The 25,402-nt window shown below is 71.5% G+C and carries 25 protein-coding genes; 10 read left to right on the top strand and 15 right to left on the bottom strand.

What is annotated here, in order from left to right:
* Positions 1-39: 39 nt before the first annotated feature.
* Positions 40-591, bottom strand: a complete 552-nt coding sequence (locus ACZ607_RS31335) for a ferritin-like fold-containing protein (RefSeq protein WP_469740362.1) — start codon at positions 589-591, stop codon at positions 40-42.
* A 174-nt stretch (positions 592-765) separates the two neighbouring features.
* Positions 766-1,923: an acyl-CoA dehydrogenase gene (locus ACZ607_RS31330; RefSeq protein WP_469740464.1), complete on the bottom strand. Its 1,158-nt coding sequence runs from the start codon at positions 1,921-1,923 to the stop codon at positions 766-768.
* 256 nt (positions 1,924-2,179) lie between these two features.
* Between ACZ607_RS31330 and ACZ607_RS31325 the strand changes: the two genes are divergently transcribed.
* Positions 2,180-3,523 (top strand): UDP-glucose dehydrogenase family protein, encoded by a 1,344-nt coding sequence (locus ACZ607_RS31325; RefSeq protein WP_469740360.1) that lies wholly within the window; start codon positions 2,180-2,182, stop codon positions 3,521-3,523.
* Between the two features lie 52 nt (positions 3,524-3,575).
* On the opposite strand, the gene ACZ607_RS31320 is transcribed toward ACZ607_RS31325, so the two are convergent.
* Genes ACZ607_RS31320 through ACZ607_RS31310 form a run of 3 tightly spaced genes read right to left on the bottom strand, consistent with a single transcriptional unit; the run spans position 3,576 to position 6,451 of the window.
* A complete protein-coding gene (locus tag ACZ607_RS31320; protein ID WP_469740462.1) occupies positions 3,576-4,769 on the bottom strand; it encodes a dipeptidase in 1,194 nt (397 codons plus the stop codon).
* A 9-nt stretch (positions 4,770-4,778) separates the two neighbouring features.
* Positions 4,779-5,315: a 5-(carboxyamino)imidazole ribonucleotide mutase gene (purE, locus tag ACZ607_RS31315; RefSeq protein ID WP_469740358.1), complete on the bottom strand. Its 537-nt coding sequence runs from the start codon at positions 5,313-5,315 to the stop codon at positions 4,779-4,781.
* Entirely contained in the window at positions 5,312-6,451 is a 1,140-nt protein-coding gene (locus tag ACZ607_RS31310; RefSeq protein ID WP_469740356.1) for a 5-(carboxyamino)imidazole ribonucleotide synthase, read from the bottom strand. Before ACZ607_RS31310 ends, purE begins: the two co-directional genes overlap by 4 nt.
* Before the next feature lie 177 nt (positions 6,452-6,628).
* On the opposite strand from ACZ607_RS31310, the gene ACZ607_RS31305 reads away from it, so the two are divergent.
* Positions 6,629-7,147, top strand: coding sequence for a GtrA family protein (locus ACZ607_RS31305; RefSeq protein ID WP_469740354.1), 519 nt, complete (start codon positions 6,629-6,631; stop codon positions 7,145-7,147).
* A gap of 28 nt (positions 7,148-7,175) precedes the next feature.
* On the opposite strand, the gene ACZ607_RS31300 is transcribed toward ACZ607_RS31305, so the two are convergent.
* Positions 7,176-8,444: an ATP-binding protein gene (locus ACZ607_RS31300; RefSeq protein WP_469740352.1), complete on the bottom strand. Its 1,269-nt coding sequence runs from the start codon at positions 8,442-8,444 to the stop codon at positions 7,176-7,178.
* Between the two features lie 14 nt (positions 8,445-8,458).
* Positions 8,459-9,136 carry a response regulator transcription factor gene (locus ACZ607_RS31295; protein ID WP_031098784.1) on the bottom strand — a complete coding sequence of 226 codons (678 nt, stop codon included), beginning with the start codon at positions 9,134-9,136 and terminating at the stop codon, positions 8,459-8,461.
* A gap of 487 nt (positions 9,137-9,623) precedes the next feature.
* On the opposite strand from ACZ607_RS31295, the gene ACZ607_RS31290 reads away from it, so the two are divergent.
* Complete coding sequence (locus ACZ607_RS31290) at positions 9,624-11,114, top strand: oligopeptide:H+ symporter (protein WP_469740349.1); 1,491 nt, start codon at positions 9,624-9,626, stop codon at positions 11,112-11,114.
* Between the two features lie 114 nt (positions 11,115-11,228).
* Here ACZ607_RS31290 and ACZ607_RS31285 read toward each other — a convergent pair whose 3' ends face one another.
* Positions 11,229-11,720 (bottom strand): ATP-binding protein, encoded by a 492-nt coding sequence (locus ACZ607_RS31285; protein ID WP_469740347.1) that lies wholly within the window; start codon positions 11,718-11,720, stop codon positions 11,229-11,231.
* 199 nt (positions 11,721-11,919) lie between these two features.
* On the bottom strand, positions 11,920-12,288 hold the full coding sequence (locus tag ACZ607_RS31280) for an STAS domain-containing protein (protein WP_469740345.1): 369 nt from the start codon (positions 12,286-12,288) through the stop codon (positions 11,920-11,922).
* 294 nt (positions 12,289-12,582) lie between these two features.
* Between ACZ607_RS31280 and ACZ607_RS31275 the strand changes: the two genes are divergently transcribed.
* Positions 12,583-13,566 carry an RNA polymerase sigma factor SigF gene (locus tag ACZ607_RS31275; RefSeq protein ID WP_469740342.1) on the top strand — a complete coding sequence of 328 codons (984 nt, stop codon included), beginning with the start codon at positions 12,583-12,585 and terminating at the stop codon, positions 13,564-13,566.
* 114 nt (positions 13,567-13,680) lie between these two features.
* Here the strand turns inward: ACZ607_RS31275 and hutI are convergent, their stop codons facing one another.
* The 4 genes from hutI to hutU all read right to left on the bottom strand — a co-directional run bounded on the left by hutI (position 13,681) and on the right by hutU (position 19,236).
* Entirely contained in the window at positions 13,681-14,862 is a 1,182-nt protein-coding gene (gene hutI / locus ACZ607_RS31270; protein ID WP_469740340.1) for an imidazolonepropionase, read from the bottom strand.
* Positions 14,863-14,969: 107 nt separating this feature from the next.
* Complete coding sequence (locus tag ACZ607_RS31265) at positions 14,970-16,340, bottom strand: formimidoylglutamate deiminase (RefSeq protein WP_469740336.1); 1,371 nt, start codon at positions 16,338-16,340, stop codon at positions 14,970-14,972.
* Positions 16,331-17,554, bottom strand: a complete 1,224-nt coding sequence (locus tag ACZ607_RS31260; RefSeq protein ID WP_469740459.1) for an allantoate amidohydrolase — start codon at positions 17,552-17,554, stop codon at positions 16,331-16,333. The genes ACZ607_RS31265 and ACZ607_RS31260 overlap by 10 nt, the downstream gene beginning before the upstream one ends.
* 17 nt (positions 17,555-17,571) lie before the next feature.
* Positions 17,572-19,236: a urocanate hydratase gene (hutU, locus tag ACZ607_RS31255; protein WP_469740333.1), complete on the bottom strand. Its 1,665-nt coding sequence runs from the start codon at positions 19,234-19,236 to the stop codon at positions 17,572-17,574.
* 127 nt (positions 19,237-19,363) lie between these two features.
* On the opposite strand from hutU, the gene ACZ607_RS31250 reads away from it, so the two are divergent.
* From ACZ607_RS31250 to ACZ607_RS31230, 5 genes are all read left to right on the top strand, one after another.
* Positions 19,364-20,722, top strand: a complete 1,359-nt coding sequence (locus ACZ607_RS31250; RefSeq protein ID WP_469740328.1) for an APC family permease — start codon at positions 19,364-19,366, stop codon at positions 20,720-20,722.
* Positions 20,723-20,924: 202 nt separating this feature from the next.
* Positions 20,925-21,359: a hypothetical protein gene (locus tag ACZ607_RS31245; RefSeq protein WP_469740327.1), complete on the top strand. Its 435-nt coding sequence runs from the start codon at positions 20,925-20,927 to the stop codon at positions 21,357-21,359.
* The gene (locus ACZ607_RS31240) at positions 21,356-22,162 is read left to right on the top strand and encodes a helix-turn-helix domain-containing protein (protein WP_469740326.1); all 807 of its coding nucleotides are present in this window, start codon (positions 21,356-21,358) and stop codon (positions 22,160-22,162) included. Before ACZ607_RS31245 ends, ACZ607_RS31240 begins: the two co-directional genes overlap by 4 nt.
* 38 nt (positions 22,163-22,200) lie before the next feature.
* The gene (locus ACZ607_RS31235; protein WP_469740322.1) at positions 22,201-22,668 is read left to right on the top strand and encodes a roadblock/LC7 domain-containing protein; all 468 of its coding nucleotides are present in this window, start codon (positions 22,201-22,203) and stop codon (positions 22,666-22,668) included.
* Between the two features lie 77 nt (positions 22,669-22,745).
* Positions 22,746-23,120, top strand: a complete 375-nt coding sequence (locus tag ACZ607_RS31230) for a hypothetical protein (protein WP_469740319.1) — start codon at positions 22,746-22,748, stop codon at positions 23,118-23,120.
* A 9-nt stretch (positions 23,121-23,129) separates the two neighbouring features.
* Here ACZ607_RS31230 and ACZ607_RS31225 read toward each other — a convergent pair whose 3' ends face one another.
* The gene (locus tag ACZ607_RS31225) at positions 23,130-23,669 is read right to left on the bottom strand and encodes a hypothetical protein (RefSeq protein ID WP_469740317.1); all 540 of its coding nucleotides are present in this window, start codon (positions 23,667-23,669) and stop codon (positions 23,130-23,132) included.
* A 150-nt stretch (positions 23,670-23,819) separates the two neighbouring features.
* Positions 23,820-24,668 carry a MurR/RpiR family transcriptional regulator gene (locus ACZ607_RS31220; RefSeq protein WP_469740315.1) on the bottom strand — a complete coding sequence of 283 codons (849 nt, stop codon included), beginning with the start codon at positions 24,666-24,668 and terminating at the stop codon, positions 23,820-23,822.
* Between the two features lie 152 nt (positions 24,669-24,820).
* Between ACZ607_RS31220 and ACZ607_RS31215 the strand changes: the two genes are divergently transcribed.
* A complete protein-coding gene (locus tag ACZ607_RS31215) occupies positions 24,821-25,402 on the top strand; it encodes a thioredoxin domain-containing protein (protein ID WP_469740312.1) in 582 nt (193 codons plus the stop codon).

Raw genomic sequence — 25,402 nt, 5'->3', positions numbered from 1 at the left:
GGGTGAGGGGCCTCCTCCCGTTCCGTCCCCGCGCCCGCGTCACGCGCCCTTGGCCGCCGCGGGCTGGTACAGGTCGTTCAGCTCGTCGGCGTGGTCCTCCTCCTCCTTGAGGATGTCCTCGATGAGCCGCCGCGTCGTGGGGTCGCTCTCGCCGATCCAGCGCACGATCTCGGTGTACGTCTCGATGACGATCCGCTCGGCGACGAAGTTCTCCCGGATCATCGCCTGGAGGTCGGTCTCCGCGGGCGTCTCGTACTCGGTGTGCGAGCGGGCCACGAGGGTGCCCGGGTCCATGTCGGGGCTGCCGCCCAGCTGGTTGATCCGGTCCGACACCCGCTGGAAGTGGTCGAGCTCCTCGCCGGCGTGCTCGCGGAACATGTCGGCGACCTGCTGCCGGTTGATCCCCTGGGCGACGATCGCGTTCTGCGTGTAGCGGAGGTAGCAGACCATCTCGGTGGCGACCACCTGGTTGAGCACGTCGATGAGGCGCTCCAGGTCGGCGGTGTTCGCGGGGGTGACGGGGCCTTCGGTGATGTTCCGCCGGGCCTCTTCGCGGATCTTGGTGACGTCGAGGGCGAACTGGTTCGGCACGGGATTCCCATCTGTCCGGTTTCGAGCCCTTATCGGCAGGCATCGGAATCGTAAGGGGAGGAACCCGCCGGGGCCCGCCTCCGACTCGCTCGCTCACCGCACCCGCGCAGACCGCCCCGGGAACGCGCGCGGCCCCCGGCACCGAGGTGCCGGGGGCCGCGAGGACGAGCGCCGTTACGGGAGGTTGCGGGCCATGACGATCCGCTGGACCTGGTTCGTGCCCTCGTAGATCTGCGTGATCTTGGCGTCGCGCATCATGCGCTCGACCGGGTAGTCACGGGTGTAGCCGTAGCCGCCGAGGAGCTGGACGGCGTCCGTGGTGATCTCCATCGCGACGTCGGAGGCGAAGCACTTGGCCGCGGCTCCGAAGAAGGTGAGGTCGCCGTCGAGACGCTCGGACTTGGCCGCCGCCGAGTAGGTGAGCTGACGGGCCGCCTCCAGCTTCATCGCCATGTCGGCGAGCATGAACTGGATGCCCTGGAAGTCACCGATCGGCTTGCCGAACTGCTTGCGCTCCTGGACGTAGCCCTTGGCGTAGTCGAGGGCGCCCTGGGCGATGCCGAGGGCCTGGGCCGCGATGGTGATGCGGGTGTGGTCCAGGGTCTTCATCGCCGTGGCGAAGCCGGTGCCCTCCTCGCCGATCATGCGGTCGGCGGGGATGCGGACGTTGTCGAGGTAGACCTCGCGCGTCGGGGAGCCCTTGATGCCGAGCTTCTTCTCCGGGGCGCCGAAGGAGACACCCTCGTCGGACTTCTCGACGACGAACGCCGAGATGCCCTTGGAGCGCTTCTCCGGGTCGGTGACGGCCATGACCGTGTAGTACTCGGACTCGCCCGCGTTGGTGATCCAGCGCTTCACACCGTTGAGGACCCAGAAGTCCCCGTCGCGGACGGCCTTGGTCTTCATGCCGGCCGCGTCGGAGCCGGCGTCCGGCTCGGACAGGGCGTACGAGAACATCGCGTCGCCCTTGGCCAGCGGGCCCAGGTACTTCTTCTTCAGGTCCTCGGAGCCGGAGAGGATCACCGGCAGCGAGCCCAGCTTGTTCACGGCCGGGATGAGGGAGGAGGACGCGCAGACACGGGCCACCTCCTCGATCACGATGACCGTGGCGAGCGCGTCGGCGCCCGCGCCGCCGTACTCCTCCGGGACGTGCACCGCGTGCAGGTCCGAGGCGACCAGGGCGTCCAGCGCCTCCCTCGGGAAGCGCGCCTCCTCGTCGACCGCGGCGGCATGCGGGGCGATCTTCGCCTCGGCGAGCGAACGGATCGTCTCGCGGAGCATGTCGTGCTCCTCGGCCGGACGGTAGAGGTCGAAATCGGTCGAACCCGCCAAGACGTTCACTCCCCAAGGATGCTAACTACCGTTAAGTAACCCAATTTTAGTGGCCCGGCCGAGCGGGGGCATACGGGCGGGGTACGTGAGCTTGCCGACAACGGCGACGACGGCCCCGGGCGCGGCCCCGGGCGCGGCCCCGGGCGCGGTCCCGGACTCAGTCGGCGGAGCGGCCCGGAGACCACCGGAAAACAGCGTTCCGCACGCACGGTTATGCTCGGCTCCGCACGTCTGTCCGCATCGTTCAGGAGCACCCATGGCCCTCAGGATCACCGTGATCGGCACCGGCTACCTCGGCGCCACCCATGCCGCGGCCATGGCGGAGCTGGGCTTCGAAGTCCTCGGGCTCGACGTCGTGCCCGAGAAGATCGAGATGCTCTCGGCGGGCAGGGTCCCGATGTACGAGCCGGGACTGGAGGAGATCCTCCAGAAGCACGTCGCGGGCATCGAGGGATCCACCGGGCGGCTGCGGTTCACCACCTCCTGGGAGGAGATCGGCGCGTTCGGCGATGTGCACTTCGTCTGCGTGAACACGCCCCAGAAGCACGGCGAGTACGCCTGCGACATGAGCTACGTGGACAGCGCCTTCGAGTCGCTGGCCCCGCAGCTGACCCGGCCCGCGCTGGTCGTGGGCAAGTCCACGGTCCCGGTGGGCTCCGCCGCGCGGCTCTCCGCGCGGCTGGCCGAGCTGGCCCCGGTGGGTACGGACGCGGAGCTGGCCTGGAACCCGGAGTTCCTGCGCGAGGGCTTCGCGGTGAAGGACACCCTGCACCCGGACCGGATCGTCGTCGGTGTGGAGAGCGAGCGGGCCGAGAAGCTGCTGCGCGAGGTGTACGCGGGCCCGATCGCCGAGGGCTCGCCCTTCGTGGTGACGGACTTCCCGACCGCCGAGCTGGTGAAGACCTCCGCCAACTCCTTCCTCGCGACCAAGATCTCCTTCATCAACGCGATGGCCGAGGTCTGCGAGGCCGCCGACGGCGACGTGGTGAAGCTCGCCGAGGCCATCGGCCACGACGAGCGCATCGGCAAGAAGTTCCTGCGGGCCGGGATCGGCTTCGGCGGTGGCTGTCTGCCCAAGGACATCCGGGCCTTCATGGCGCGCGCCGGTGAGCTGGGCGCCGACCAGGCGCTGACCTTCCTGCGGGAGGTCGACTCCATCAACATGCGCCGGCGCGGCCACATGGTCGAGCTGGCCCGCGAGGCCGTGGGCGGGGGCTCGTTCCTGGGCACGCGCGTCGCGGTGCTGGGCGCCACCTTCAAGCCCGACTCGGACGACGTACGCGACTCCCCGGCGCTGAACGTCGCCGGGCAGATCCACCTCCAGGGCGGCCAGGTCACGGTCTTCGACCCCAAGGGCATGGACAACGCCCGCCGCCTCTTCCCGACCCTCGGTTACGCGGACACGGCGCTGGACGCGGTGCGCGGCGCGGACGTCGTGCTGCACCTGACGGAGTGGCGCGAGTTCCGGGAGCTGGACGTGGCGGCGCTCGGCGAGGTCGCGGGGCGCCGGATCATCCTGGACGGCCGCAACGCGCTCGACCCCGCGGTGTGGCGCGAGGCCGGCTGGACGTACCGGGCGATGGGCCGCCCGAAGGCCTGACGCGGGAAGGCGGCGGCCCCCGGGGCCGCCGCCTCGCCAGGTCGTACGGAGATCAGCCCGCCGCGCCGTCGAGCTCGTCGATCGTCGCGTGGGACGGGGCGACGCGGGTGCTCAGCTCGCGGGACACCGCCTCCGCGTCGCGCAGGACCCGCACGGCGTTCTGCCAGGTCAGCTTGGCCACGTCGGCGTCCGACCAGCCGCGCGTGAGCAGCTCCGCGATCAGATACGGGTAACCCGACACGTCCTCCAGCTCCAGCGGGAGGAACGCCGTGCCGTCGTAATCGCCGCCGACACCGATGTGGTCGATCCCGGCGATCTCGCGCATGTGGTCGAGATGGTCGGCGATCGTGCCCACGGTGGCCATCGGGCGCGGGTTGAGCGCCTCGAAGTCCGCGTGGATCCGCATCGCGGCCGGGGTGGTGTCCAGGTGGTGCAGGCCGTGCTCCCGCATGTTGCGGTCGGCGGCGAGCGTCCACTCCACGGCCGCCGGCAGGACGAACTTCGGCACGAAGGTCGCCATCGCCACACCGCCGTTGGCGGCGAGCATCCGCAGCACGTCGTCGGGGATGTTGCGCGGGTGGTCGCAGACCGCCCGGGCCGAGGAGTGCGAGAAGATCACCGGCGCGACGGATGTGGCGAGCGCGTCGCGCATGGTGGTGGCCGCGACGTGGGAGAGGTCGACCAGCATCCCGACGCGGTTCATCTCGCGTACGACCTCACGGCCGAACTCCGACAGGCCGCCGACCCGCGGGGAGTCGGTCGCCGAGTCCGCCCAGTCGGTGTTGTCGTTGTGCGTGAGCGTCATGTAGCGGACGCCGAGGGTGTGCAGCGCGCGCAGGGTCGCCAGCGAGTTGTTGATGGAGTGGCCGCCCTCGGCCCCCATCAGGGAGGCGATACGGCCCTCGGCGCGGGCCTTCTCCATGTCGTCGGCGGTCAGGGCGCGCCGCAGGTCCTGCGGGTAGCGGGCGAGCATCTCGCCCACCACGTCGATCTGCTCCAGCGTGGCGCTGACCGCGTCGTCGCCCGCCAGGCGGGGTTCGACGTAGACGGACCAGAACTGCGCGCCGACACCGCCGGCCCGCAGCCGCGGGATGTCGGTGTGCAGGGTGCCGGTCTGATCCTGGGAGATGTCACGGGCGTTCAGGTCGTAGCCGACCTGCTCGCGCAGGGCCCAGGGGAGGTCGTTGTGTCCGTCGACGACGGGGTGGTCGGCGAGGAGCAGCCGGGCGCGGTCCAGGTTGTCCATCGTCACCGCCTACTTCCCGAAGCCGAAGGAGTCCGCGCCCTGGGTCTTGGCCCGCAGCCGCTTGCCCTTCTCCGTGGCCTGCTCCTTGAGCTCCTGCTGGAAGTCCTTCATCCGCTCCAGCAGCGCGCCGTCGTGGGCGGCGAGGATCCGGGCGGCCAGCAGACCGGCGTTACGGGCGCCGCCGACGGAGACCGTGGCGACGGGGACCCCCGCCGGCATCTGGACGATGGAGAGCAGGCTGTCCATGCCGTCGAGGTACTTCAGCGGGACCGGGACGCCGATCACCGGCAGCGGCGTGACGGAGGCGAGCATCCCCGGCAGGTGGGCCGCCCCGCCCGCCCCCGCGATGATCGCCTTGAGACCGCGGTCGGCGGCCCTCTCGCCGTACGCGATCATCTCGTGCGGCATGCGGTGGGCGGAGACGACGTCGACCTCGTAGGGGATCTCGAACTCGTCGAGGGCCTTGGCGGCCGCTTCCATCACGGGCCAGTCGGAGTCGGAGCCCATGACGATGCCGACGACGGGGGCGGAGCCTGGTGCGGTCATTCGGTGATCGTTCCTCGCAGGTAGTCGGCCGCGTGCCGGGCGCGCTCCCGCACGTCCGCCAGATCGTCGCCGTAGGTGTTGACGTGGCCCACCTTGCGGCCGGGCTTCACGTCCTTGCCGTACATGTGGATCTTGAGCTGCGGGTCGCGGGCCATGCAGTGCAGGTACGCCTGGTACATGTCCGGGTAGTCGCCGCCGAGGACGTTGGACATGACCGTCCAGGTGGCGCGCGGGCGCGGGTCGCCGAGCGGGAGGTCCAGGACCGCGCGCACATGGTTGGCGAACTGCGAGGTGACCGCGCCGTCCTGGGTCCAGTGCCCGGAGTTGTGCGGGCGCATGGCCAGTTCGTTGACGAGGATGTGACCGTCGCGGGTCTCGAAGAGCTCGACCGCGAGGTGGCCGACCACGCCCAGCTCGGCGGCGATCCGCAGCGCGAGCTGCTGGGCCTCGCCCGCCAGGCGCTCGTCCAGGCCGGGAGCCGGGGCGATGACGGTGTCGCAGACCCCGTCGACCTGGATGGACTCCACGACCGGGTACGCGACGGCCTGGCCGTGCGGCGAGCGGACGATGTTGGCCGCCAGCTCCCGTACGAAGTCGACCTTCTCCTCGGCGAGCACCGGGACACCGGCCCGGAAGGGCTCCGCGGCGTCCGCCTCGGAGCGGACCACCCAGACGCCCTTGCCGTCGTACCCGCCGCGGACCGTCTTGAGGATGACGGGGAAGCCGCCCACCTCGTCGGCGAAGGCCGCGGCGTCCGCCGGGTCCGCGACGATGCGGTGGCGGGGGCAGGGCGCGCCGATCTCCGTGAGCTTGGCGCGCATCACCCCCTTGTCCTGGGCGTGCACGAGGGCGTCGGGACCGGGGCGTACGGGGATGCCGTCCGCCTCCAGGGCCCGCAGGTGCTCGGTCGGCACGTGCTCGTGGTCGAAGGTGATCACATCGCAGCCGCGGGCGAAGGCGCGCAGCGTCTCCAGGTCGCGGTAGTCGCCGACGACGACCTCGCCGACCACCTGGGCGGCCGAGTCCTGGGGTGTGTCACTGAGGAGCTTGAATTTCAGGCCGAGGGGGATGCCCGCCTCGTGGGTCATACGGGCGAGCTGGCCGCCGCCGACCATGCCGACTACAGGGAACGTCACGCCTCCAGGGTATCGGGCCGTACGCGGGCCTCCCCCACCCTCTCCGGGCGGGCCCCTGCCGCCTCCGGGAAGGACGCCTCGTCATGCGGGCGTAAGGCGGCTCGCGGGCATCACACGGGAGGGCTGGTTAGCATGGCCGGGTTGACGAAACCGACCGGACGGGGCTGAGCGATCACCATGAGCGAACGGGGCGCGCTGCGGACCCGGCTTGATCTGCTGGCCCGGGAGGTCGCCAAGTTCGGCGCTGTGGGCGCACTCGGGCTGGTCGTGAACATCGTCGTCTCCAATCTGATCTGGCGCACCACGGACATTCCGGTGGTGCGGGCCGGTCTGATGGGGACCGTCGTCGCCATCCTCTTCAACTACGTCGGCTTCCGCTACTGGACCTACCGGGACCGCGACAAGACGGGCCGGACCAGGGAACTGATGCTGTTCCTGCTGTTCAGCGCCGTCGGCGCGGTGATCGAGACGGGCGTGCTGTACCTGGCGACGTACGGCTTCGGGTGGAACAGCCCGGTCCAGAGCAACGTCTTCAAGATCCTCGGCATCGGGATCGCCACGCTGTTCCGCTTCTGGTCCTACCGCACCTGGGTGTTCAGGGCGCTGCCGGCCAAGGAGGCCGTGCTCGACGCGGAACGATTTCTGGAGCAGCGACGACCCTCCGACGAGGTGACCCCCGGCCCCGTCCCCCGCTGACGGCGGCGGTACGGGCGGCCGGGAGCGCTCAGCGCACCGGGCGTACGGATTCCTTGCGGCTCGGCGCGACCCGGCTCAGGAAGAGGGCGAAGACCGGCGGCTGCTGCTGGAGCAGCTCCAGCCGGCCGCCGTCGGCCTCGGCGAGGTCCCGGGCCACGGCGAGGCCGATCCCGGTGGAGTTGCGGCCGCTGATGGTCCGCTCGAAGATCCGCGCCCCGAGGTCGGGCGGGACGCCGGGGCCCTCGTCCGTGACCTCGACGACGACCTGGTTGCCGGTGACGCGCGTGCGCAGCGCGACCGTGCCGCCGCCGTGCATCAGCGAGTTCTCGATCAGGGCGGCGAGCACCTGGGCGACGGCGCCGGGGGTGCCCACGGCCTCCAGACCCTGCTTGCCCGAGCAGACGACGGCCCGGCCGGCGCTGCGGTAGGCGGGGCGCCACTCCTCGATCTGCTGCTTGACGACCTCGTCGAGGTCGAAGACGACGGCGGAGCCGGTACGCGGGTCACGGGCGTTGGTCAGCAGCCGCTGCACCACGTCGGTGAGCCGCTCGACCTGGGTGAGCGCGATGTTCGCCTCCTCCTTCACCGTGTCCGGGTCGTCGGTGACGGAGATCTCCTCGATCCGCATGGAGAGAGCGGTCAGCGGCGTACGGAGCTGGTGCGAGGCGTCCGCCGCGAGGCGCCGCTCCGCGGTCAGCATCCGGGCGATCCGCTCGGCGGAGGAGTCCAGGACGTCGGCGACCCGGTCCAGCTCCGTCACCCCGTACCGCTTGTGCCGGGGGCGCGGGTCGCCCGATCCGAGGCGCTCGGCGGTCTCGGCGAGGTCGGTGAGCGGGGAGGTGAGCCGGTCGGCCTGGCGTACGGCGAGGAGGACGGCGGAGATGATGGCGAGCAGCGCCACCGCTCCGATGATCAGCAGGGTCCGGCCGACCTCGCGGGTCACGGTCGAGCGGTCCTCCTCGACGGTGACCTTCTCGCCCTGCTCCCCCGTCTCGGTGCTGCGGATGGCGTTGCCGTCCGTGGGGCGCTCGCCGACCTCGATCGGGGAGCGGCCGGGGATCTCGACACGGGCGTAGCGGCTGGGGTCCACCTGTTCGGCGAGCACCTGGGGCGTGATCCGCTCGGCGCCGAGCAGCCGGCTCTCGACGACGCTGATCAGCCGGAACGCCTCGGAGTCGACGCTCTCCTGGGCGCTGTTGCTGATGGTGCGGGTCTCGACGATGACGAGGGAGACGCCGAAGACGGCGATCACCACGAGCACCACGGCGAGCGTGGAGTTGATCAGTCGGCGGCGCATGACTGTTCTGTACGTCAGCTCTTCTCGAACCGGAAGCCGACGCCCCGGACGGTGGCGATGTAGCGCGGATTGGCCGCGTCGTCGCCGAGCTTCTTGCGGAGCCAGGAGATGTGCATGTCGAGGGTCTTGGTCGAGGACCACCAGGTGGTGTCCCAGACCTCGCGCATCAGCTGGTCGCGGGTGACGACCCGGCCGGCGTCCCTGACGAGGACCCGCAGCAGGTCGAACTCCTTGGCGGTGAGCTGGAGTTCCTCGTCGCCCATCCACGCACGGTGGGACTCGACGTCGATCCTGACGCCGTGGGTGGCGGGCTGCGGGGCGGGCTCGGTGGCGCCGCGGCGCAGCAGGGCGCGGACCCGGGCGAGGAGCTCGGCGAGGCGGAACGGCTTGGTGACGTAGTCGTCGGCCCCGGCGTCCAGCCCGACCACCGTGTCGACCTCGTCGGCCCGGGCGGTGAGCACGAGGATCGGTACGGCGTGGCCGTCGGCCCGCAGCCGCCTGGCGACCTCCAGGCCGTCCATGCCGGGCAGCCCCAGGTCGAGGACGACCAGGTCGACGCCTCCCTGGAGGCCGGCGTCCAGGGCGGTCGGACCGTCCTCGCGGACCTCGACCTCGTAACCCTCACGACGCAGGGCGCGAGCCAGTGGCTCCGAGATGGATGCGTCGTCCTCGGCGAGCAGTACACGGGTCATGCAGTGATGGTAGTCCGCGCAGGCCCGCCGGGGTGAGGCACTGGGGAGGCCCTGCGGGTCAGGGCCACGAATCGGGCATCCTCCTTCGAATATGGGACCGTGGTTCCACGGAGACCTGTGATCCATGTCTCAAGTCCTTTCATATCCCCGCGTGTCATGTCGTATGGTTGCTCGACGCCTGTTGCACCGCCGAAGGACCTTTGGGCAGCTTTTAGCGCCAAGGGTCACTTTTGTGTACGGGCCGGTTCCCGCCGGCCCCGATCAGTGAATGACCTGTGAGCCGGGCCCGGAGCGCGAGGACGCGTGCCGGGCGTGGATCCCGGAGCGGTCTGTCCCACGATCCCGCCCCCGCGCTCCTCATGGAGCGGTGGCCGGATCGGATCCCCTCGAGGCGTCAGGGGTGGGGCCTGTCCGCCCGGTGCCGGCTACCCCCCACCGGGCGCGTACCGCTCACGAGGCGACGCGTCCCGACCAGCAAGGATCGACCATGGCGTCCAGCCTGACGAAGGACTCGGCCAGTACTCCTGGTTCGGAGAAGACCTTCTTCGGCCACCCCCGCGGCCTGGCCACTCTCTTCATGACGGAGATGTGGGAGCGTTTCAGCTACTACGGCATGCGCGCCCTTCTCCCGCTCTACCTGATCGCTCCCAACGGGCTTCACATGAACCCCGCCACGGCCACGGCGATCTACTCGGTCTACCTGTCGCTGGTGTACCTGCTCGCCATGCCGGGCGGCTGGTTCGGCGACCGCGTCTGGGGCCCCCGCAAGACCGTCGCCATCGCGGGCGGCGTGATCATGCTCGGCCACCTGACGCTGGCACTGCCGTCGGAGGGCACCTTCTTCGCCGGTCTCGGCCTGGTCGCCATCGGCTCCGGGCTGCTGAAGTCGAACATCTCCACGATGGTCGGCCACCTCTACGACGGCCCGGACGACCCGCGCCGTGACGGTGGCTTCACGATCTTCTACATCGGCATCAACCTGGGCTCCTTCGCCGCCCCGCTGGTGATCGGCACGGTCGGCGAGAGCGTCAACTGGCACCTGGGCTTCGCCCTGGCCGCGGTCGGCATGGGCCTCGGCGTCGCCCAGTTCCTGCTCGGCACCCGCCACCTGGACCAGCGCAGCCACCTCGTGCCGAAGCCGCTCTCCGCCGACGAGCGCGCCTCCACGCTGCGCAAGTCGATGATCTGGCTCGGCGTCGCCGCCGTCTTCTACATCGGCACGGTCGTCACCGGCGTCTACACGCTGAACTGGCTGCTGGTCCCGATCACGATCGCCGGTCTGGTCATCCCCGTGATGGTCCTGGCGCGCATCAAGCGCGACAAGGAGCTCAGCGAGTCCGAGCAGAAGAAGGTGTCCGGCTACATCTGGTTCTTCGTGGCCGCCGCCATCTTCTGGATGATCTACGACCAGGGTGGCTCCACCCTGGCCATCTTCGCCGACTCCTCGGCGGAGAACTCGGTCCTCGGCTGGGCCTTCCCGGTCTCCTGGTACCAGTCGGTCAACCCGGTCCTGATCATGGCGCTGGCCCCGGTCTTCGCCGCCTTCTGGCTGGCGCTGAACCGGCGGGGCAAGGAGCCCAGCACGATCGTGAAGTTCAGCTCCGGCCTGGTGCTGATCGGTGCGTCGTTCTTCCTCTTCCTGGCGCCCCTGGCCATCGCGGGCGACGGCCACAAGGCCGCCGCGATGTGGCTGGTCGCGATCTACTTCGTGCAGACCGTCGCCGAACTGACGCTCTCCCCGGTGGGCCTCTCGGTCACCACCAAGATGGCCCCGGCGAAGTACGCCAGCCAGATGATGGGTGTCTGGTTCCTGGCCGTGACCGCCGGTGACTGCGTCACGGGTCTGCTGTCCATCGCGGGCGTCGGCCTCAACGGCAACGGCGTGGTCGCGCTCCAGGCCGCGCTCGCGGTCGTCGCGGGTCTCGCGATCTTCGCCTACCGCAGCAAGGTCAAGGGCCTCATGGGCGACGTCCACTGACCCGGACCCCGCCCGCACACGGCTGAGGGCCCGCACCGATCGTGATCGGTGCGGGCCCTCAGCCGTTCGTACGGGACGCATGGCTCGCGCGGCCGCTCGTACGGGACGCGCGGGCTACGCGGGGGCGGCGAGCTCCGCCCAGACGGTCTTGCCCGGCTGTTCCGGCGTACGCGTCACGCCCCAGTCCAGGCAGAGCCGCTGCACGATGAACATGCCGTGCCCGCCGGGCCGCCCCGCGCGGTGCGGGGTGCGCGGCGCCGGCTGCCCCGCCCCGGCGTCGACGACCTCGACCCGGAGCACCTTGGGCGAGTGGGCGATACGGAGCTCCTCGGGACCGTCCGCGTGCAGGCAGGCGTTCGTGACGAGCTCGGAGACGACCAGGAGGACGTCCTCGGCCGCCGCCCGCCGGTCCGCGCTCGACGCGGGCAGCCAGCCCCAGTCGTGGAGCGCCTGCCGGGCGAAGTCGCGGGCCATCGGCACGATGCCGGTGGCCTGTCTCAGCGAGAGCGTGCGCCACTGCCGGTCAGCGGGTACGGCAGAGGCGGTGCCCGTGCCGTCCGGCTCGCGGCCGAGGCCGCCCGGCGGATGCTGCCGGGTGGTGCTCATCAGCGCTTCACCTCACCGATTCACCGTGTTGCCAACGAACAGAACTGATCAGATACAGAGTGTGCGGGTTCCATGACCCCGACGGGATGTCTCCTGCCCGGCCGAATGGTGACAACACCCTTTTCGCCTACGCCATGAGCGTGACTCGTGCGACAGCGGGGGTTCCCGGAGCCGGGGATGCGCATGGTGGACGCCGCTGTCAGCCGCTCAGAGCGTCTGCGAGCGAGGCGTGGACGGTGAAGACCGCCTCCGCACCCGTGATCTCGAAGACACGGGCCACCACGGGCTGCATTCCGGCCAGGTGGACCCCTCCTCCGGCGGCCTCGGCCTTCAGACGCGCACCGAGCAGCACGTTGAGCCCGGTGGAGTCACAGAAGTCGAGCCTCGAACAGTCGACGACCAGGCGTGTACGCCCTTGCGCGACCGCGCTCTCCAGCGGCTCCCGAAGCAGATCGGCGGTGTGGTGATCGAGCTCACCCACCGGCGTCACGACCTCGCTCAGCCCCTCGGTCCGGACCTCGACACTCAGTCGACCCCGGTTCGCACTGCCGACCGTCCCGCGGTCCATTGACTGTCCCTCTTCGCCGTCCGTCACTACCCACGTCCCTGTGTACGCGGCTTCATCGTGGCTGGCCCCCGACGTGCGTAAAACATTACGCGTTTCCCTCGCCACACGGTAGTCGAAGAACTCAACAAACCGGACATATAGGAGCATTTGGCGCTTGTAACTCGCGGCTGGAAACCGGTATGGGTAGAAGAGACAACCGCACGCATCATTTCGATCGGCTTCGGAGGCGCCGCTTCACCGCAGGAAGACGTATGGGCATCGGCAGCCATATGCCGAGAACGATGGAGGAGAACCATGTCACCCCGGCTCGACGTATCGCGTACCCACATCGCGACGTCGGCATGTCCTCAGGGACCGACCGATTCCGACTCCGCTGCCGCGAGCGCCGTACCCGGCCCGCGTACCAGCACCGGCACCACCACCGGCCTGACCGCCGACGACCACATCCCGGGCGAGGAGTTCGAGGGTCTCGAGGGGCTTCCCGAGATCCCGCACTACGCCGAAGTCGGCGCGCTGGACGCCAGGGCCCTGTCGAAGACGCTCTTCGCGCGGCTCGAAGCCCTCGAGGAGGGCACCCACGAGTACGCGTACGTACGCAACACCCTCGTCGAACTGAATCTGGCCCTGGTCAAGTTCGCCGCCGCCCGGTTCCGCTCCCGCAGCGAGCCCATGGAGGACATCGTCCAGGTCGGCACCATCGGCCTGATCAAGGCGATCGACCGCTTCGAGCTCAGCAGGGGCGTCGAGTTCCCGACGTTCGCGATGCCGACCATCGTCGGCGAGATCAAGCGCTTCTTCCGTGACACCAGCTGGTCCGTGCGCGTCCCGCGCCGGCTCCAGGAGCTGCGGCTCGACCTGGCCAAGGCGGGCGACGAACTGGCCCAGAAGCTGGACCGCGCCCCCACGGTCGCCGAACTCGCCGAGCGCCTCGGCATCGGCAGGGACGAGGTCGTCGAGGGCATGGCCGCGAGCAACGCGTACACCGCGAGCTCGCTGGACGCCAAGCCCGAGGACCACGGCGACGGCAACGACGGCGCGCTCGCCGACCGCATCGGCTACGAGGACAACGGCCTCGAAGGCATCGAGTACGTCGAGTCCCTCAAGCCGCTCATCGCGTCGCTCCCGCTGCGCGACCGGACGATCCTCTCCATGCGGTTCGTCTCCAACATGACGCAGTCGGAGATCGGCGAGGAGCTCGGCATCTCGCAGATGCACGTGTCCCGGCTGCTCTCCAGGACGCTCGTCAAGCTCAGGAAGGGCCTGACCGTGGAGGAGTGACCCCGCGTCATTCGCACCACAGGTACGGCATTGCGGAAGGACCTGCCCGGCACGACGGGCGGGTCCTTCCGCATGGTCCGCCCGGATCCCCGGGCCCGACCACGCGCCCGACCGTCAGACGGCGCGCTTCCCGGCCCGCCACACGGCGTGGACCAGCGGGACGCCCGGCCGGTAGGCGAGGTGGACATGGCTCGGCGCGTCCAGCATCACGAGGTCGGCACGGGCGCCCGGCGTGACGCGGCCGATGTCGGTGCGGCGCAGCGCCGCGGCCCCGCCGGCGGTCGCCGACCAGAGCGCCTCGTCGGGGGTCATGCCCATGTCCCGTACGGCGAGGGCGACGCAGAACGGCATGGAGGAGGTGAACGAGGAGCCCGGGTTGCAGTCCGTGGAGAGGGCGACCGTGGCACCCGCGCCGAGGATGCGGCGGGCGTCGGGCCACTGCGCGCGGGTGGAGAACTCGGCGCCGGGGAGCAGGGTGGCGACGGTGTTCCCCTGGCCGAGCGCGTCGAGGTCGGCGTCGTCGAGGTGGGTGCAGTGGTCGGCGGAGGCCGCGTCCAGTTCGACGGCGAGCCGCACCCCGGGGCCGTGGCCCAGCTGGTTGGCGTGGACGCGGGGGTGCAGGCCCCTGGCCGCTCCGGCGGTGAGGATCGCGCGCGCCTGGTCCTCGTCGAAGGCGCCGCGCTCGCAGAAGACGTCGATCCAACGGGCGTACGGGGCGCAGGCGTCCAGCATCGGCCCGGTGACGAGGTCCACGTAGCCCGCGGGGTCGTCGGCGAAGTCGGGGGACACGATGTGGGCGCCGAGGAAGGTGACCTCGTCGGTGTGGGCGGCCGCGACGCGCAGGGAGCGCGCCTCGTCCTCGACGGTGAGGCCGTAGCCGGACTTGGTCTCGAAGGTGGTGGTGCCCTGCCGGAGCGCCTCCGCGAGATAGCGCGCGACGTTGGCGGAGAGCTCCTCGTCGGAGGCGGCACGGGTGGCGGCCACGGTGGTGCGGATGCCGCCCGCGGAGTAGGGGCGGCCCGACATACGGGCGTTGAACTCGGCGGTGCGGTCCCCGGCGAACACCAGGTGGGAGTGGGAGTCCACGAAGCCGGGGATCACCGCCCGGCCGCCCGCGTCGACGGCGTTGTCGGTGGCGGGTGCTTTGCTGGATTCACCGGTCCACACGATGCGGTCGCCGTCGATGACGACGGCCGCGTCCTGGATCAGGCCCAGGGGGGTCCCGTCTCCGAGGGAGGGGTCGTTGGTGACCAGGTTCGCGATGTGGGTGATGGCGGTCGTCGTGGTCGTCGTCATCCGGACACAGCTTTCTTCTGGCCCGGGCGCGGGCCCGGGTGGGTCTTCCGGCCCGGGCGCGGGCCCGGGCCGGACGCGGGTTCACGGTGCGGGGTTGGGCCGGGCTCTCACGCGTACAGCGCGGCCACGGCCGAGGCGAGCGCTCCGGGCACGTCCTCGATCCGTGTGTGCCGGCCGTCCCGGACGATGTGCCGGCCCGCCACCACGGTGTGCCGCACGTCTGCGGCCGTGGCGGCGAATACGGCTGCTTCGGCTGCCATCCGCGGCACCGGCCCCGCTGTTCTGACGGAGTCCAGCGCGACGGTGGCGAGGTCGGCCCGCGCGCCCGGTTCGAGCACGCCGGCGTCCGGGCGGCCGAGCGCGGCGTGGCCGTCGGCGGAGGCCGCCCTGAGCAGGGCCGCCGCCGTCCAGTGGCCGCGTACATGGGTGCGCAGCCGTTCGTTCAGCTCCATCGCCCGGGCCTCCTCGAAGAGGTCGATCACGGCGTGGCTGTCGCTGCCCAGCGAGAGGGGGGAGCCCGCGCTCTGGAGCGCGGCGGCGGGGCCGATGCCGTCGGCCAGGTCGCGTTCGGTCGTGGGGCACATGCAGGTGCCCGTCCGGGAGGAGCCCAGCAGCTCGATGTCCTCGGCCGTGAGGTGCGTGCTGTGGACGGCGGTCGTGTGCGGGCCGAGGACCCCGTGGTCGGCGAGGAGCCGGGTGGGGGTGCGGCGATGGGCGGCGAGGCAGGCGTCGTTCTCCGCGGTCTGCTCGGAGAGATGGACGTGCAGCGGGACGCCCCGCTCCTGGGCCCAGCCGGCGACGGTGGACAGCTGCCCCGCCGGCACGGCGCGTACGGAGTGGATCGCGGCGCCGATCACCACCATGTCGCCGTCGCCCTTGAGGAGGGAGGCCCGTTCGGCCCAGGCGTCGGCGGTGGTGTCGGAGAAGCGCAGCTGGTGCCGGCTCGGCTTCTCGCCGAACCCGGCGGCGAGATAGGCGGTGTCGAGCAGGGTGATGCGGATGCCCGCCTCGGCCGCCGCGGCGATGAGCGCCTCGCCCATGGCGTTCGGCTCGTCGTAGGGCGTGCCGCCCGGCGCGTGGTGCAGGTAGTGGAATTCGCCGACCGCGGTGATCCCGGCGAGCGCCATCTCGGCGTACGCGGCACGGGCCAGGTCGTAATAGGTGTCGGGGGTGAGGCGGGAGGCCGTGCGGTACATCAGGTCGCGCCAGGTCCAGAAGGTGCCGGTGCCCACCTGGACGGTGGAGCGCAGCGCGCGGTGGAAGGCGTGCGAGTGGGTGTTCGCGAGCCCGGGGACGGTCAGCCCCTCCAGCACGGTGGCGCCGGGCGGCGGTGCGTCGATGCCGGTCCGGACACCGGCGATGCGCCCGTCGGCCACGTCCAGGAGGACTCCCGGCTCGACGTGGGTGCCGAGCCAGGCGTGCGACATCCAGTACGTCGCGGTGACCGGTGTGCCCGTCGGTTGCGTTGTCAGCTGCACGCGAGACCTTCCAGTACGTCGGCGAGTGCCCCCACCCCGGCCACGCAGTCGTCCTCCGTGGCGTGCTCGGCGGGTGAGTGCGAGATCCCGGTGGGGTTCCGTACGAACAGCATGGCGGTCGGCACGGAAGCGGACAAAATACCCGCGTCGTGTCCGGCCCCCGTGCCGAGCAGGGGCACCGCGCCCCCACCGGCGTCCGGGCCCTCGGCGCGCCGCTTCTCCAGCACCCGGCGGATCTCGTCCCGCAGCGCGTGCTGGAAGTCGACCACGGGTGTGAACGACTCGCGTACGACGTCGAGAGCGATGCCGGCCCGCTCGGCGTACTCCCGCGCGGCCCGCTCGACGCCGTCGACGACCGCGTCGAGCGTCTCCTGGTCGGCGGCCCGTGAGTCGAGCCAGCCCCGCACCAGGGAGGGGATGGCGTTGACCCCGTTCGGCTCCACGGCGATCTTCCCGAAGGTCGCGAGGCCCCCGGCGAGCTCCGCCTCGCGCCGGGCCGCGAGCACGGTCTCGGCGTACGTCAGCATCGGGTCGCGGCGGTCGGCGAGGCGGGTCGTACCGGCGTGGTTGGCCTCGCCCCGGAAGTCGAACCGCCAGCGGCCGTGCGGCCAGATGGCGGAGGCGACCCCGACCGGGTCGCCGCTCAGGTCGAGGGCGCGCCCCTGCTCCACATGGAGCTCGACGAACGCACCGATCCGGGCGAGGCGTTCGGGGTCGGGGCCGATGGCGTCGGGGTCGTACCCGGCGGCCTCCATGGCCTGCGGGAGCGAGACCCCGTCCCCGTCGCGGAGCCCGTGCGCGTGCTCGGTGGTCAGCTGCCCGGCGGCGAGCCGGGAGCCGACGCAGGCGAGCCCGAAGCGGGCCCCCTCCTCGTCGCCGAAGTTGGTGATGGCGAAGGGCTTGGTGAACACCGCTCCCCTGCGGCGGAGTTCGTCCAGGGCCGCGAAGGAGGACACCACGCCGAGGGGGCCGTCGAAGGCGCCGCCGTCGGGCACGGAGTCGAGGTGGGAGCCGGTGACCACGGCGTCCCCGGCGAGCGGATCGCCCAGCCAGGCCCACTGGTTGCCGTTGCGGTCGACCTCGTGGTCGAGGCCGCGCGCCTCGGCCTGCGCCTGGAACCACAGGCGGCAGTCGGCGTCGGCGCCGGTCCAGGCGTAGCGGCGGTAGCCGCCGGAGGCGCCGCTGCGGCCGATGGGCCGCAGCGAGCGCCACATGGCGTGGAAGGTGTCGCTCACGCGGCTCCTCCCTCCCGCATCGGGATGCGCACGCCGCGCTCGTCCGCCACGGACTCGGCGATGTCGTAGCCCGCGTCCACGTGCCGGATGACGCCCATGCCGGGGTCGTTGGTGAGGACGCGGCGGATCTTCTCGCCGGCCAGCTTCGTGCCGTCGGCGACCGAGACCTGGCCCGCGTGGATGGAGCGCCCCATGCCGACGCCGCCGCCGTGGTGGAGGGAGACCCAGGAGGCGCCCGAGGCGACGTTCACCATGGCGTTCAGGAGGGGCCAGTCGGCGATCGCGTCGGAGCCGTCGAGCATGGCCTCCGTCTCACGGTAGGGGGAGGCGACCGAACCGCAGTCCAGGTGGTCGCGGCCGATCGCGAGCGGGGCGGCGAGGGTGCCGTTGCCGACCATGTCGTTGAACATGTCGCCCGCCTTGTCGCGCTCGCCCTGGCCGAGCCAGCAGATCCGGGCCGGCAGGCCCTGGAAGTGGACCCGCTCGCCGGCCATCTTGATCCAGCGGTGCAGGGACTCGTTCTCCGGGAAGAGGTCCAGGAGCGCCTTGTCCGTCTTGTGGATGTCCGAGGCCTCGCCCGAGAGCGCCGCCCACCGGAAGGGCCCCTTCCCCTCGCAGAAGAGGGGCCGGATGTAGGCGGGGACGAAGCCGGGGAAGTCGAACGCCCGGGTGTAGCCGGCGAGCTGGGCCTCGCCCCGGATGGAGTTGCCGTAGTCGAAGACCTCGGCCCCGGTGTCCATGAAGCCGACCATCGCCTCGACGTGCGCGGCCATCGATTCCCGCGCGCGCCGGGTGAAGTCGGCGGGCTTCTCGGCCGCGTACGCGGCCATGTCGTCGAAGTCGACGCCCACGGGCAGATAGGCGAGCGGGTCGTGCGCGCTGGTCTGGTCCGTGACGATGTCGACAGGTGCGCCCTCGGCGAGCATCCGGGGCAGCAGCTCCGCCGCGTTGCCGAGCAGGCCGATGGAGAGCGGGCGCCGCGCGTCGCGGGCCTCGACGGCCAGCTGGAGCGCGTGCTCCAGGGAGTCGGCCCGCACGTCCAGGTACTTGTGCTCGATGCGGCGCTCGATGGCGCGCGGGTCGACGTCGACGCAGATCGCGACGCCGTCGTTCATGGTGACGGCCAGCGGCTGGGCGCCGCCCATGCCGCCGAGTCCGGCGGTGAGCGTGATGGTCCCCGCCAGCGTCCCGCCGAACCGCTTCGCGGCGACCGCGGCGAAGGTCTCGTAGGTGCCCTGGAGGATGCCCTGGGTCCCGATGTAGATCCAGGACCCGGCCGTCATCTGCCCGTACATGGTGAGCCCGAGGGCCTCCAGCCGGCGGAACTCCTCCCAGTTCGCCCAGTCGCCGACCAGGTTGGAGTTGGCGATCAGGACGCGCGGCGCCCACTCGTGGGTCTGCATGACGCCGACCGGCCGCCCGGACTGGACGAGCATCGTCTCGTCCTGCTTGAGCGTCCGCAGCGTACGGACCATGGCGTCGAAGGACCGCCAGTCGCGGGCCGCCTTGCCCGTGCCGCCGTAGACGACGAGCTTGTCGGGGTGTTCGGCGACCTCGGGGTCGAGGTTGTTCTGCAGCATGCGGAGGGCGGCTTCCTGCTGCCATCCCAGGGCGCTCAGTTCCGTACCGCGCGGTGCCCGTACGGGGCGGGGTCCTGACATGGCGGTGCCTCCTCGCGAATGTGACTCTCTTATTCACATCCTGTCGCTCTGAATACTCCTAGTCAACAGGTGAGTCCCACGCTCCTCGGGGCAGGCCTTCCAGTCACCACACCCCCGGGGAGGCTCCGTGTCCGCATCGCAGCCCACGAACGCATCCACCACGTCCGGCGAACCCCCGCTCAAACGGGCCATCGGGCCCAAGCTCCTCATCCTGTTCGTCATCGGCGACATCCTCGGCACCGGCATCTACGCCACCACCGGCAAGGTCGCGGGAAAGGTCGGCGGGGCGCTCTGGCTGCCGTTCCTGATCGGCTTCGTGGTCGCCATGCTCACGGCCGCCTCGTACGTCGAGCTCGTCGGCAAGTACCCCAGGGCGGCCGGTGCCGCGCTCTACACCCAGAAGGCGTTCAAGGTCCCGTTCCTGACCTTCGTCATCGCCTTCATGGTCATGTGCTCGGGCCTGTCGTCCGCCAGCGCCGCGGCTCTCGCCTTCAGCGGCGACTACCTAGGCGAGTTCACCGACGCCGTGCCGCCCACCCTCGTCGCGATCCTCTTCGTCCTCGCGCTCGCCGCGATCAATCTGCGCGGGGTCGCCGAGTCGGTGAAGGCCAACGTCGTCCTGACGCTCGTCGAGCTCAGCGGCCTCGTGGTGATCCTCTCCATCGGCGCCTACGCCGTCATCTCCGGCGGGGGCGAGCCCTCCCGGCTGACCGACCTGGAGACGGGCGGCACCGGATACGCCCTGATGACCGGAGTCCTGGGCGCCACCGCGCTCGGCTTCTTCGCCTTCGTCGGCTTCGAGGACTCGGTGAACATGGCCGAGGAGACCCATGACCCGGCCCGGACGTTCCCGCGCGCCATCTTCATCGGCGTCACGGTGACGGGCACCATCTACGTCCTGGTCGCCCTGGTCTCGTCCCTGCTGGTCGACTCCCGCACCCTGGAGGGCTCCAGCGGGCCGCTGCTGGAGGTGGTGAAGGCGGGCGGCGTCGACTTCCCGCCCAAACTCTTCGCGCTCATCGCCCTGTTCGCGGTCACCAACTCGGCGCTGATCAACATCATGATGGCCTCGCGGCTCTGCTACGGCATGGCCAACGAGCGCATCCTGCCCCGCGCGATGGGCAGCGTCCTGGCCAAGCGCCGCACCCCCTGGGCCGGCATCGTCTTCGTGACCGTGCTCGCCGTGGGTCTCGTCTCCACCGGCGAGATCGAGGGCCTCGGCGACACCACCTCCTTCCTCCTCCTCTGCGTCTTCGCCGTCGTCAACATCGCCGTACTGGTACTCCGCAAGGACCGGGTGGACCACCGGCACTTCCGTACGCCGACGGCGCTTCCCGTGCTCGGGGCCGTCACCTCCCTGATCCTGGCGAGCCCGCTGGCCGACCGAGCCGCGGACGTCTACATCCGCGCCGGGATCCTCCTGCTGATCGGAATCGGTCTCTGGGCGGTCAACAAGGCGGTGATGTCGGCCCAGGAGAAGGCCTGACAGCGGGCGGAGCCGGACCGGATCCGCCAGACGACGACAGCCGGCCGGACGACGTTCCGGCCGGCTGTCGCGCGCCCGGCCCCGGCTCCTTTACACCGGCCGCCGCATGTACCTGTGGAAAATGCCAGAACTCCCACCAGTCGCGCACACGTTGCGTAGCCTCTCCATTACATCCGCACGCCACGTCGGGAGGGAGTTCGCGTTGCCCGGAATCGACGAATGTCTGATCGAGGTCATGAGACTGCCCGGTGCCCGGGGTGCCGCGGTGGTCGACTGGACCAGCGGTCTCGCGCTCGGCACGATCGGCGAGTCGCCCAACGGCGACCACGAGGCAACGGCCGCCGAGACGGCCGAGGTGGCGAGGATGGCCGCCGAACAGCCGGTCTTCGGTCCGGCCGACGCGCCCACCGCGTCGCCCGGTCCCCCCGGGGCGCCCACCGGGTTACCGGGGCCGCCCGCCTCCGCCGTCGAGGACGTCATCGTCACCACCGCCCCCGGCTACCACATCCTCCGTTTCGTCGAGACGGCCTTCGACAGCAGCGTCTTCCTCCATCTCTGGCTGGACCGCGCCGAGGGCAACCTCGCCCTGGCGCGCATCCGGCTCGGCGAGATAGCGGAGCGGCTGGTCCTGGCATGAGACCCCTCGCGACCGTCCCGCCCCCCGCTCCCGAACGGGCCGCGCCCTCCCCGATGCTCCAGCGGCTCGAGGCGGAGCGCGCCACCGGCGCACTGATGCGCGACCGCGGCACCCTGTATCTCGCCGACGGCCAGGTCGTCCACGCGGAGAGCCCCGCGACCCCCGGGATCGACGTCCTGCTCACCACGGGCGGGGCCCTGCGCTCCGAGGGCTGGTGGGACGCGGTGGCCCAGGCAGGTGCCGGACAGCGGGTCGGCCGCTACCTCGTGGACAGCGGCCGGGTCCCCGGCGGCGCCCTGGAGCTCTGCCACCTGGGCGCCCTGTACGACGCGGCCTTCTTCGCCCTGGCCCCCACGCACACACCGGCCCGCTTCCGTTACGGCGTCTCCCACTGGATCGGCCCGGTCCGCCCCGTGCCCGTGCACGCGGTGCAGCGCGAGACGCTCCGGCGCCGTGAACTCCTGGACCGGATCTGGCCGGACGCGCTCACCGACACCGCGCCGCTCACCCCGGCGGCCCACCCCGTCGACACCCCGGTCCCGCCCCGCCAGCGCCGCGTCCTGGCCCTGGTGAACGGCGAGCGCACGGCCACGGACATCGCGCAGGCGCTGGGCAGGTCCGCCTTCCACGTCCTGGTCGACCTGCGCCGGCTGGCGGCCGCCGGACTGGTCGAAGCGGTCCGCCCCGCCGCGACCGGATCCGCACCGGTGTCCGGAGACGGCCGCATCACGCTGCCCGAGGTCACGACCGACCCCGATGTCGCCCTGCTGCGCCGGCTCAGAGACGCATTGGAGGCCCTGTGATACGCGCGCTCAGACAGCGTGCCGGGAGGAGACAGCTGATGGTGCCCGAGGCAGAGGCGAAGGACGTCCTCGACGAGCTCCAGCGGTTACGCGCCCGGGTGCCGCTCCTGACCGGCGCGCTCGCCGCCAGTACGGACGGCCTGATCGTCGCCCAGGACACCCCGGGCATCGAGGCCGAGGGCGTCGCCGCGCTGACCGCGGCCGCGCTCGGCGTCTCGATCCGGATGACCGACGCCACCGGACGCGGCGGCTTCCGCGAACTCCTGATCCGCGGTGAGAGCGGCTACATCGCCACCTACGCGGCGGGCTCCTCCGCCGTCCTCACCCTGCTCGCCGAGGACCGCATCAACGTCGGCCGCCTCCACCTCGAAGGCCGCCGCGCGGGTGCGCGGATCGGCGAGGTGGTCGACGCCGCGCAGGACCGCCCCGACCGGCCCGTGCCGCCTCCGCGGCCGCCGCAGTCGCGCGCGCTGCCCCGCCGCACCACCACACCGGATGCCACGTGACACCCCGCACCACCCGGCAACGCACCACTCAGCAGCGGACCGGCCACCGGGCCGGCCAGGGAAAGGAAACGAGCACTATGGCCAACACCGAAGCGTCACTGAAGGATGCGATGGCGTCGATCGAGGGGACCCTCGGTGTCGCACTCGTCGACTACACCAGCGGCATGGCGCTGGGCACCCTGGGCGGCGGCAAGGACTTCAACCTGGAGGTCGCCGCGGCAGGGAACACGGACGTCGTCCGCGCGAAGCTCCGGACCATGGAGCACCTGGGCATCAAGGACGAGATCGAGGACATCCTGATCACCCTCGGCGGCCAGTACCACCTGATCCGGCTGCTCAAGACCCGTGGCAGCAACGGCCTGTTCCTCTACCTCGTCATCGACAAGGCCAGGTCCAACCTGGCGATGGCCCGCCACCAGCTGCGGAAGATCGAGGCCGAGCTGGAGGTCTGACCCGGCCCGTCAGCGGCGGCGACGCCGTGCCCCACCGGGCGCGGCGTCCCCCGCCATGGGCCCGGTCGTCCGGTACGCCTTCACGCCCTTGCCCGCGGGCCGGCCGCGCTCCACCCGGTCGGTGCGCACCCAGTACAGGACGTCGTCCCGCCGCTCCCGCCGGCCGATCCCGGCCGCCTTCAGCCAGAGCCCGGCGCCTGCTCCGGCCAGCGCCAGCCCGCCCGCGCCGGGCAGCACGTACGCGCTGGCGACCGCCACGAGGAAGGCGCCCGCCAGCCACCAGCGGTGGCCGCGCCGCCAGTTCCGTACGGTCACGTCCCGGTCCTGGAGGAAGTCGCCGCGCCCGGCCCGTGCGGCGGCCCTCGCCAGCTCCGCGTACCGCCCGGTGCGGGCGAACGCCACGGCGGCCAGGGTCACCAGGAACAGCGCGGCACCCGCCAGCAGCCCGATCCGGCGTCCGGCGAGCCCGGGGACGCACGCGCCGACGGCCGCCGCCAGCAGCCCCGGCCACCACAACGGCGCGGCCCCGGCCCGTACGATCACGGCCACCCTCGCCAACGACTGCGCTCCGCGCCCCACGTCCGTACCCCTCTCCCGCGGTTCCCTGTGGTCCTTCTGGGCGCGGAGATTAATAGGCACAGATGAGCGATGTCTGAGAAACGGCGGAGCGGCCGTCCGGTGTCCCGGGGCCCTCGCCCTCTACTCGACGAACAGCCCCCGCGCGGCGGCCTTCGCGTCGAACTCCTCCAGCCGGGCCTGCGCCTCGGGCAGCCCGTCGCACATGGCCTCCAGCAGCACCCGCCCCAGCAGCATCGGCGCGCAGGCGGTGTCGAAGGCCAGCCCGGTCCCCACGGCGGCCGGGATCAGCAGATCGCTGTGGGCCGCCACGGGCGCGAACGCCGAGTCCGCCACGGTCACGACCGTGAGCCCCTGCTCCCGTGCGTACGCCAGCGCGTCCACGGCCTCGCGCGGATGCCGCGGCAGCGCGAAGCACAGCAGCACGCTCGCACCGGCCCGCCCGGCGGCGTCGATCCGGTCGTGGAGCATGCTGCCGCCCTCGTCGAGGACCCGCACATCCGGGTGCACCTTGGCGGCGAAGTAGCCGAACCCCCGGGCCTGCGAGGACGCGGCCCGCAGCCCGAGCACGAGCAGCGGCCTCGACCCGGCGAGCAGCCGTCCCGCCCGCTCCACGGGGGCCGGGTCGGCGAGCAGCTCGGACAGCTGCCGCAGATTCTCGATCTCGGCCCGCACCGCCTGCTGGTACTCGTTGAAGCTCTCCTCCACGCCGTCCGCGCCGGCCGCCCCCTCCGGGGTGACGTCCCTGAGGTGCTTGCGCAGGGCGGGGTACCCGTCGAAGCCGAGCGCCACCGCGAAGCGGGTGACGGACGGCTGGCTGACCCCCGCCAGCTCGGCCAGCTCCACACTGGACAGGAACGGCGCGTCGGCGGCCCGCCGCACCATGGAGTGCGCGATCCGCCGCTGGGTGGGCGTGAGCCGCTGCCCCTCGAAGAGCCGCTGCAACCGCGCCGCCGGGCTGCTCCCGCTCATGCTGTCCCCTCCACCTGTCCGCCCGCGCCGGTCCCGGCACCGAGGAATCCATTCAGCCAGCAAGCGCTCTGCATGTCCATATACAGTCCGCGCCCGCCCCGGCTCCCGCCGCTCGCATTGCGGGACCGTCCTCCGCTGCCGACCCTGGGGTCATGATCCCAGCCAATACGAGAGGGCCGGGCGGCGTCATCGTCCGCTACGGCGACCCCGACGCCACACATGTGCTGAGCGTCTACGCCGATCTGCGCTGCCCGTACTGCAAGCGCATGGAGCTCGGCCTGGGGGCCGTGATGGAGCAGGCCGCCGACGAGGGCCGGTTCGCGGTGGACCACCACTTCGGCACCTTCATCGACGACTCCGCGGGCGGCAGCGGATCCCTGGAGGCGCTGGCCGCGCTGGGAGCCGCCGCGGACGAGGGGCAGAAGCCGTTCATGCTCTTCCTGCGGGCTCTGTACGCCGATCAGCCCAGCGAGGACGTGGACGCCTTCGCCGACCGGGACACCCTGCTGCGGGTGGCCGACGAGGTCCAGGCGCTGCACACCGACGGCTTCCGGCAGAAGGTGATGGAGCGCACCTATCTGCCGTGGGCGGCGCAGGTCTCGGCCGCCTTCGAGACGAGCGGGGTGCGGTCCACCCCGACCGTCCTGTTCGACCGCGTCCCGGTCCCGGTCATCAACACCCTGGGGTACGCGGTCACACCCGAGGCCTTCCTCGCCGAGGCGACTCCCCCGTGA

The sequence above is a fragment of the Streptomyces sp. NPDC104381 genome (assembly GCF_055583745.1).
Note: the sequence above shows the minus strand (reverse complement) of the source record. Positions and strands in the feature narration are given on the sequence as shown.

Coding starts and splice junctions, on each gene's coding strand:
- ACZ607_RS31275 (WP_469740342.1), top strand. CDS start 12,583: ATGTCACCCCGGCTCGACGTATCGCGTACCCACATCGCGACGTCGGCA.
- hutI (WP_469740340.1), bottom strand. CDS start 14,862: ATGACGACGACCACGACGACCGCCATCACCCACATCGCGAACCTGGTC.
- ACZ607_RS31230 (WP_469740319.1), top strand. CDS start 22,746: ATGGCCAACACCGAAGCGTCACTGAAGGATGCGATGGCGTCGATCGAG.
- ACZ607_RS31235 (WP_469740322.1), top strand. CDS start 22,201: ATGGTGCCCGAGGCAGAGGCGAAGGACGTCCTCGACGAGCTCCAGCGG.
- ACZ607_RS31300 (WP_469740352.1), bottom strand. CDS start 8,444: ATGCGCCGCCGACTGATCAACTCCACGCTCGCCGTGGTGCTCGTGGTG.
- ACZ607_RS31240 (WP_469740326.1), top strand. CDS start 21,356: ATGAGACCCCTCGCGACCGTCCCGCCCCCCGCTCCCGAACGGGCCGCG.
- ACZ607_RS31215 (WP_469740312.1), top strand. CDS start 24,821: ATGATCCCAGCCAATACGAGAGGGCCGGGCGGCGTCATCGTCCGCTAC.
- ACZ607_RS31295 (WP_031098784.1), bottom strand. CDS start 9,136: ATGACCCGTGTACTGCTCGCCGAGGACGACGCATCCATCTCGGAGCCA.
- ACZ607_RS31320 (WP_469740462.1), bottom strand. CDS start 4,769: ATGGACAACCTGGACCGCGCCCGGCTGCTCCTCGCCGACCACCCCGTC.
- ACZ607_RS31220 (WP_469740315.1), bottom strand. CDS start 24,668: ATGAGCGGGAGCAGCCCGGCGGCGCGGTTGCAGCGGCTCTTCGAGGGG.
- purE (WP_469740358.1), bottom strand. CDS start 5,315: ATGACCGCACCAGGCTCCGCCCCCGTCGTCGGCATCGTCATGGGCTCC.
- ACZ607_RS31290 (WP_469740349.1), top strand. CDS start 9,624: ATGGCGTCCAGCCTGACGAAGGACTCGGCCAGTACTCCTGGTTCGGAG.
- ACZ607_RS31280 (WP_469740345.1), bottom strand. CDS start 12,288: ATGGACCGCGGGACGGTCGGCAGTGCGAACCGGGGTCGACTGAGTGTC.
- ACZ607_RS31325 (WP_469740360.1), top strand. CDS start 2,180: ATGGCCCTCAGGATCACCGTGATCGGCACCGGCTACCTCGGCGCCACC.
- hutU (WP_469740333.1), bottom strand. CDS start 19,236: ATGTCAGGACCCCGCCCCGTACGGGCACCGCGCGGTACGGAACTGAGC.
- ACZ607_RS31305 (WP_469740354.1), top strand. CDS start 6,629: ATGAGCGAACGGGGCGCGCTGCGGACCCGGCTTGATCTGCTGGCCCGG.
- ACZ607_RS31260 (WP_469740459.1), bottom strand. CDS start 17,554: ATGTGGCGCTCGCTGCGGCCCATCGGCCGCAGCGGCGCCTCCGGCGGC.
- ACZ607_RS31285 (WP_469740347.1), bottom strand. CDS start 11,720: ATGAGCACCACCCGGCAGCATCCGCCGGGCGGCCTCGGCCGCGAGCCG.